This is a genomic window from Streptosporangium sp. NPDC051023 (assembly GCF_040689595.1).
GTDB lineage: Bacteria > Actinomycetota > Actinomycetes > Streptosporangiales > Streptosporangiaceae > Streptosporangium.
Genome location: NZ_JBFBCE010000168.1, coordinates 1 through 7,957 on the forward strand (window position 1 = coordinate 1; position 7,957 = coordinate 7,957).

Annotated in this window: 2 protein-coding genes; both read left to right on the plus strand. The window is 72.3% G+C overall.

The genetic code is table 11. From position 1 onward, the window contains the following. The coding region (locus AB0395_RS47170) for a type I polyketide synthase (protein ID WP_366294621.1) at positions 1-6,311 on the plus strand (6,311 nt) is incomplete at its 5' end. 6 nt (positions 6,312-6,317) lie between these two features. Then, the coding region (locus tag AB0395_RS47175) for a beta-ketoacyl synthase N-terminal-like domain-containing protein (protein ID WP_366294624.1) at positions 6,318-7,957 on the plus strand (1,640 nt) is incomplete at its 3' end.

Consider the following 7,957-nt stretch of genomic DNA (forward strand, 5'->3'; position numbering starts at 1 on the left):
TCTCCGACCACACCGGCACCCACGCCACCCCCGAACAACTCACCTCCCCCACCTACTGGACCAACCACCTCCGCCACCCCGTCCGCTTCCACGACGTCGTACGTCGTCTGCACGAGGGTTCCGAGCCCGGTGAAGGACTGGACGCGTTCGTGGAGATCGGCCCGGACGGGGTGCTCAGCGCGATGGTCCAGGAAACGCTGGGGACCGACGGAGGGGTGATCGCGATCCCGGTGCTACGCCGCGACCGGCCCGAGGTCGCGACCGCGCTCGCCACGGCCGCCCACCTGCACGTTCACGGCACAGACGTCGACTGGAGCGCGATCGTCTCCGACGGCGGCCCGCGGGTGGTCGACCTGCCCACCTACGCCTTCCAGCGGGAACGCCTCTGGATCGACGCGCCCGTCCGAGCGGCCGATCCGGCCGATCTCGGCCTCGCCGACGGCGGTCATCCTCTCCTGGGGGCGGCGGTCCCGCTCGCGGACGGTGAGGGCACCGTCCACACCGGGACCGTGTCCCTGGCCACCCACCCCTGGCTCGCCGACCACACCGTCTTCGGCACCGTCATCGTTCCCGGCACCGCCTTCGTCGAGCTGGCCCTCCACGCCGCCGACGCGACCGGCCACGACACCGTCGACGAGCTCGTCCTCCACGCTCCCCTCGCCCTCGCCGAACACACCGCCGTCCACCTCCAGGTCATCACCACCGCTCCGGAAAACACCCCCGGCCGCCGTGTCGTCGACATCTACTCCCGTCCCGCCGACAGCACCGCCGACTGGACCAGACACGCCAGCGGAGTGCTCGTCACGGCGAACCGGGCGACGGAGAACGTGGATCTCGTGGTGTGGCCGCCGCATGGCGCCCGGCCTCTCGAGGTGGGGAACGCGTACGACCGGCTGGCCGAGGCGGGCCTGGGGTACGGGCCGGTGTTCCAGGGGCTGCGGGCCGCCTGGCGGCGGGGTGATGAGCTGTTCGCCGAGGTCACGCTGCCGGGCGAGCGGCAGCAGGACGCGGCGCCGTACGGGGCGCATCCGGCGCTGCTCGACGCGGCCCTGCACATCGGCGCCCTGAGCTGGCTCGACGGTGGGAACGTGGACGGCGCCCGGTTGCCGTTCGCGTGGAACGGCGTACGGCTGTACGCCTCGGGCGCGACGACGTTGCGGGTGCGCGCGGTGGTGTCGGACTCGGGCTCGCTGAGCCTGCACGCGGCCGACGCCACCGGCGCGCCTGTCGTCTCGATCGACGCGCTGCGGGTCCGTCCGGTACCGCGTGACCAGGTGAGAACCGCGCGAACCGCGCACCACGACGCGCTGTTCCGGCTCCGGTGGGAGGCACTGGCGCTCGGCGCCGACGCGGGTGGCCACCAGGCCTGGGCGGTGCTCGGGCAGGACGATCACCGGCTCGGCGCCCTCGCGGGAGTCACCGTCTCACCGTTCGCCGACCTGGCGGCGCTCGCCGACGCCGTCGACGCGGGAGCACCCGTCCCCGCCCTCGTCGTCCTGCCTGTGACCGGCGGAAACGATCCCGTGACCGGCGCGCACGACAACGCGGAACGGGTACTGGCCGTACTGCGGGAATGGGTCGGCGACGACCGCTGGGGCTCCGCGCGGCTCCTGGTGCTGACCCGCGACGGTGTCGCCGTGGGCGACGGCGACACCCCCGACCTGACCACGGCCCCCGTGTGGGGGCTCGCGCGTTCCGCGCAGACCGAGCATCCGGGGCGTGTCCTGCTGGCCGACCTGGACGGGAGCGCTGACTCGCTGGCGGCCCTGCAGGCCACGGTGTCCGCCGCGCTGGCCGCGGACGAGCCGCAGTTCGCCCTGCGCGTGGGAGCCGCTCTCGTCCCCCGGCTGAGTCGGGTCTCTCCCGGCGCCTCCTCCGTCCCCACCCCGGCCGCCGTCTCCTCCGGCGATGGCGACGAAGACGGCAACGGCAACGAGGGTGTGCGGCGCTGGGCTCCCGAGGGGACCGTCCTGATCACCGGCGGACTCGGCGGGCTCGGCGGCATCCTGGCCCGTCATCTCGTCACCGCCCACGACGTCCGCAACCTCGTCCTCACCGGCAGACGCGGCGCGGAAACCCCGGGCGCCCACGACCTGCGCGCCGAACTGACCGCGCTCGGCGCCACCGTCACCGTCGTCGCCGCCGACGTCACGGACAGGGAGGCCGTCACCGCTCTGCTCGCCGCGATCCCGGCGGAGCACCCTCTCACCGCTGTCGTCCACACCGCGGGCGTCACCGACGACGTTCCGCTGACCTCGCTCACCTCGCCGCGCCTGCACCCCGTCCTGGCTCCCAAGGTCGACGGCGCGTGGCTCCTGCACGACCTGACCCGCGACCTCTCCCCCGCTCCCGCGATCGTGCTGTTCTCCTCGGTTTCGGGCCTTATCGGTGGAGCCGCCCAGGCCGGATACGCGGCGGCGAACACCTACCTCGACGCCTTGGCCGCCAACCGTCCGGGAAGCGTCTCCCTCGCCTGGGGGCTCTGGGAGCAGGAAAGCGGCATCACGGCGAGCCTGACAGCCGTCGATCACGCCCGTCTCGCCCGCACCGGGCTGCGACCGCTGCCGACCGAGCAGGCGCTGGCGCTCTTCGACAGCGCCGTCCTCACCGCTCACGGGGATTCGCTGCTCGTACCGGCCCCGTTCGTCGTCACCTCCGCCGAGCCCGCCTCGCCGCTGCTGCGCGGGCTCGCGCCCAGGCGCCGTACCGTCGCCGCCCACGCTCCGAGCGACCAGCCGCAGAGCCTCGGCGCCAGGCTCGCCGGGCTCGACGACGCCCGGCGCGGCGCGTTCCTGCTCGACCTCGTCCGAGTCGAGACGGCGGCCGTGCTCGGGTATCCCCGCCCCGACGCCATCCCGACGGAGCGTCCCCTCGTCGAGCTCGGGCTGGACTCGCTGACCTCCGTCGAGCTGCGCAACCGCCTCAGCACCGCCAGCGGCCTGCGCCTGCCCGCGACCCTCACCTTCGACCACCCGACCCCCCAGGCCATAGCCGACCTCCTGCGGCACGAGCTGGTCGGCGACACGGCGGAGGCCGTACCCGTCAGCGCCGAGACGACGGCTCCCGGGCCCGTCGCCGACGACCCGATCGTGATCGTCGGAATGGCCTGCAGGCTTCCCGGGGGGATCGAGTCGCCCGAGGCGCTCTGGCGGCTGGTCGAGGGCGGGGGCGACGCCGTCTCCGAGTTCCCCGCGGACCGGGGCTGGAACGTCGACGAGCTGTACGACCCGGACCCGGAGCAGGTGGGCAAGTCCTACACGCGTCATGGCGGCTTCCTGAGGGACGTCGCCGACTTCGACCCGGCGTTCTTCAACATCTCGCCACGTGAGGCGATCGCCACCGATCCGCAGCAGCGGCTGCTGCTGGAGGTGGCGTGGGAGGCGTTCGAGCGGGCGGGCATCGACCCGCTCTCGCTGCGCGGCAGCCGTACCGGGGTCTTCGCCGGAATGATGTACCACGACTACGCGCCCCGGCTGCAGGAGATCCCCGGAGACCTTGAGGGATACCTCGCCAACGGCAGCGCGGGAAGCATCGCCTCGGGGCGGATTTCCTACACCTTCGGCTTCGAGGGGCCCGCGGTCACCGTTGACACGGCCTGCTCCTCCTCGCTGGTGGCGCTGCACCTGGCCGCCCAGTCGCTACGGACCGGTGAGTCGGACCTGGCGCTCGCGGGCGGGGTCGCGGTGATGTCGACGCCGACCACGTTCGTGGAGTTCTCCCGCCAGCGAGGCCTGTCGGTCGACGGGCGGTGCAAGGCGTTCTCCTCGACGGCGGACGGCACCGGATGGGGCGAGGGCGTCAGCCTGCTGCTCCTCGAACGGCTCTCCGACGCCCGCAGGCACGGCCATCCGGTGCTGGCGGTGGTGCGCGGCTCCGCGGTGAACCAGGACGGCGCGTCGAACGGGCTGACCGCGCCGAGCGGGCCCTCGCAGCAGCGGGTGATCCGCCAGGCGCTCGCCAACGCCCGGCTCACCGCCACGGACGTCGACGCCGTCGAAGGGCACGGCACCGGCACCACCCTTGGCGACCCGATCGAGGCTCAGGCACTGATCGCCACCTACGGTCAGGGCAGGGCGGAGGACAGGCCGCTGTGGCTCGGCTCGCTGAAGTCGAACATCGCCCACACGCAGGCAGCCGCGGGAGGGGCGGGCGTCATCAAGATGGTGATGGCGATGCGGTACGGCGTGCTGCCGAAGACCCTGCACGTCGACGAGCCGACCCCGCACGTCGACTGGTCCCTCGGGGCGGTCAGGCTGCTCACCGACTCCCGCCTCTGGCCCGAGGCCGACAGGCCGAGACGCGCCGCCGTCTCGTCCTTCGGGGTCAGCGGCACCAACGCCCACGTGATCCTGGAGCAACCGCCCTCCGCCGAGGAACCGGCCAGGAACCCCGCCGCGGCCCCGGCCACGCTGCCCTGGGTGCTGTCGGGTCATGTTCCCGAGGGGTTGCGCGGCCAGGCGGTCAGTCTCGCCACGTTCGTCGAGGGCCGCGCCGAGCTCGAACCCGCCGACGTCGCGCATTCGCTCGTCACGACCCGCAGGCTCTTCACGGAGCGCGCCGTGGTGATCGGCACGGACCACGGGACGTTCACCTCGGGGTTGCGTTCGCTCACCGGTGACGGTGCGCTTCCCGACCACGTGGTGCGTGGTACGGCGGACGCCGACGGCAAGATCGTGTTCGTCTTCCCGGGACAGGGCGGCCAGTGGCTCGGGATGGCCGCCGGACTGCTGGACACGGCACCGGTGTTCGCCGAACGACTCACCGAGTGCGCGACCGCACTGGCGGAGTTCACCGACTGGTCGCTGCTCGACGTGGTGCGCGGCGTGTCTGGCGCTCCGGGGCTCGACCGGGTGGACGTGGTCCAGCCCGTGCTGTGGGCGGTCATGGTGTCACTGGCCGAGCTGTGGCAGTCGTACGGGGTCCGTCCCGACGCGGTGGTCGGGCACTCCCAGGGGGAGATCGCCGCCGCCGTCGTGGCCGGCGGGCTGCCGCTGTGGGACGCCGCCCGGGTGGTCGCGTTGCGCAGCCAGGCGATCACGGCACTGTCCGGCACGGGAGGCATGGCGTCGGTCTCGCTGCCCGCCGCCGAGGCGGAGGCCCGGCTCGCGCCGTGGGGCGAGCGGCTGTCCGTCGCGGTCGTCAACGGTCCGTCCAGTGTGGTGGTCTCCGGCGAGGTGGACTCCCTGGTCGAGTTGCTGGCCCAGCTCGACGCGGAGGGGGTGCGCAACCGTCGTATCCCGGTCGACTACGCCTCGCACTCCGCCCAGGTCGAGCCCATCCACGACGACCTGGTCAAGATGCTGTCGCCCATCGTTCCCCGCACCGGGGTCGTTCCCATGCTGTCGACCGCCACCGGCGACTGGATCGACACCTCCGCGCTGGACGCGGAGTACTGGTACGCCAACCTGCGCCAGACGGTGCGGTTCGAGGCGGCGACCAGGGCTCTCGCCGAGCAGGGACACACCGCCTTCATCGAGATCAGCCCTCATCCGGTGCTCACCGCGAGCGTCCACGAGACGCTGGACTCCGATGACGGGCCGCCCACGCTGGTCACCGGGACGCTCCGCCGTGACCAGGGCGGGTTCGACCGGTTCCTCACCTCGCTCGCCGAGGCGTTCGTCCGGGGTGTGCCCGTCGACTGGACGGCGGCGCTCGCCGGGCCCGACTCCCGTCGCGTCGAGCTTCCGACGTACGCGTTCCAGCGGTCGCGCTACTGGCTCGACGCCACCCGCTCCTCCACGGTCGCGGGTGCCACCGGTGACGGGACGTCCCCGGCCGTCCCCTCGGCTCCGTCGCAGGCCGCCAGGCTCGCCGGGCTTGAGGAGGGAGAGCGGCGCGCGGCCGTACTGGATCTGGTCCGCACCGAGGTCGCCGCGGTGCTGCGGCACTCAGAGCCAGAAGCGGTCGGTACGGCCACGGCGTTCCGTGAGCTGGGCCTGGACTCGCTGACCGCGGTCGACCTGCGCAACCGGCTCAGGGCGGCCACCGGGTTGCCGCTCCCCACCACGTTGATCTTCGATCATCCGACGCCCTCCGCGGTGACCGGCCACATCCTCTCGCTCCTCCCCGATCTTCAGGAGACCGGCACGGTGGAGGGCGGCGAACCGGTCTCGCCGCTGACCACGCTGCGGCGCCTGGAGGACGCGTTGTCCGCCGACCCCGGTGAACGGGCCGAGATCCTCTCCCGGCTGCGTGCCCTGGTGGCGCGCTTCGATGTCGCCGCGGCCGGCGTGGACGACGCGGAGGACGAGGAGATCGACCTCGACTCCGCCACCGACGACGAACTCTTCGACCTCCTGGACAGGGGCTGATTCGACATGGCCAACGACGACAAGCTGCGCGAGTATCTCAAGCGCTCGATCGCCGAGACCAAGCAGGCCGAGAAGCGGCTGCGCCAGGTGGAGGCCAAGGCCAGGGAGCCGATCGCGATCGTGGGGATGGCCTGCCGCCTGCCCGGCGGGATCTCCACCCCCGAACAACTGTGGGACCTGGTCTCCACCGGCGGCGACGCGGTCAGCGAGTTCCCCGACGACCGAGGCTGGAACATCGAAGAACTCTTCCACCCCGACCCCGAAAAACCCGGCACCACCTACACCCGCCACGGCGGCTTCCTCGACAACCCCGGAGACTTCGACGCCGACTTCTTCGGCATCTCCCGCCGCGAAGCCCTGGCCAGCGACCCCCAGCAACGCCTCCTGCTCGAAATCGCCTGGGAAACCTTCGAACGCGCGGGCATCGACCCGGCCTCGTTGCGGGGCAGCAGAACCGCCGTCTACACGGGGATCGCCGACAACACCTACGCCTCTCGGTTCCTCCAGGTGCCCGAGGAACTCGAGGGGTACCTCGCGATCGGCAACCTGGCCAGCGTCGTCTCGGGACGGATCTCCTACACCTTCGGCTTCGAGGGGCCCGCGGTGACGGTGGACACCGCGTGCTCGTCGTCGCTGGTCGCGCTGCACCTGGCGGTGCGATCACTACGCGCCGGGGAGGTGGATCTGGCCCTGGCCGGGGGAGCCACGGTGATGGCCACGCCGATCGGTTTCACGGAGTTCTCCCGGCAGCGGGGGCTGGCCCCCGACGGCCGCTGCAAGGCGTTCTCCTCGACAGCCGACGGCACCGGCTGGGCCGAGGGCGCCGGCCTGCTGCTGGTTGAGCGGTTGTCGGACGCCCGGCGGCACGGACACCGGGTGCTGGCCGTGATCCGCGGCACCGCCATCAACCAGGACGGCGCCTCCAACGGCCTCACCGCCCCCAACGGCCCCGCCCAGCAGCGCGTCATCCACCAAGCGCTTCAGGATGCCGGCCTCACCCCCACCGACATCGACGCCGTCGAAGCCCACGGCACCGGAACCACCCTCGGCGACCCGATCGAAGCCCAGGCGCTGATCGCCACCTACGGCCAGGACAGACCCGCGGATCGTCCCCTGTGGCTCGGCTCGCTGAAATCCAACATCGGCCACGCCCAGGCCGCCGCCGGAGTCGCCGGAATCATCAAAACCATCCAGGCCATCGACCACGGTGTTCTCCCCAAAACCCTCCATGTCGATCAGCCAACCCCTCACGTCGACTGGTCGGCCGGAACCGTACGACTCCTCACCGAAGCCATCGACTGGCCCGGCACCGGCACCCCCCGCCGCGCCGCGATCTCCGCCTTCGGCGTCAGCGGCACCAACGCCCACGTCATCATCGAGCAGGCCCCGGAGATCTCGTCGGAGGCTCCCGTTCCTGAAACGGGCGCGGAGACCGGCGCACAGGCCGGTTCAGAAGCCGGGAGTGAGAACGGGCTGACCCAGGAGGCACCGGTGGTGCCGCTGGTCGTCTCGGGCCGGTCGGCCGCCGCGCTCAACGCCCAAGCCGAACGGCTGGCAACCCACCTAGAGGCCCACCCCGGCCTCAACCTGTCGGATGTGGCCCACTCCCTGGCCACCACCCGCACCACCTTCGAACACCGCGCCGT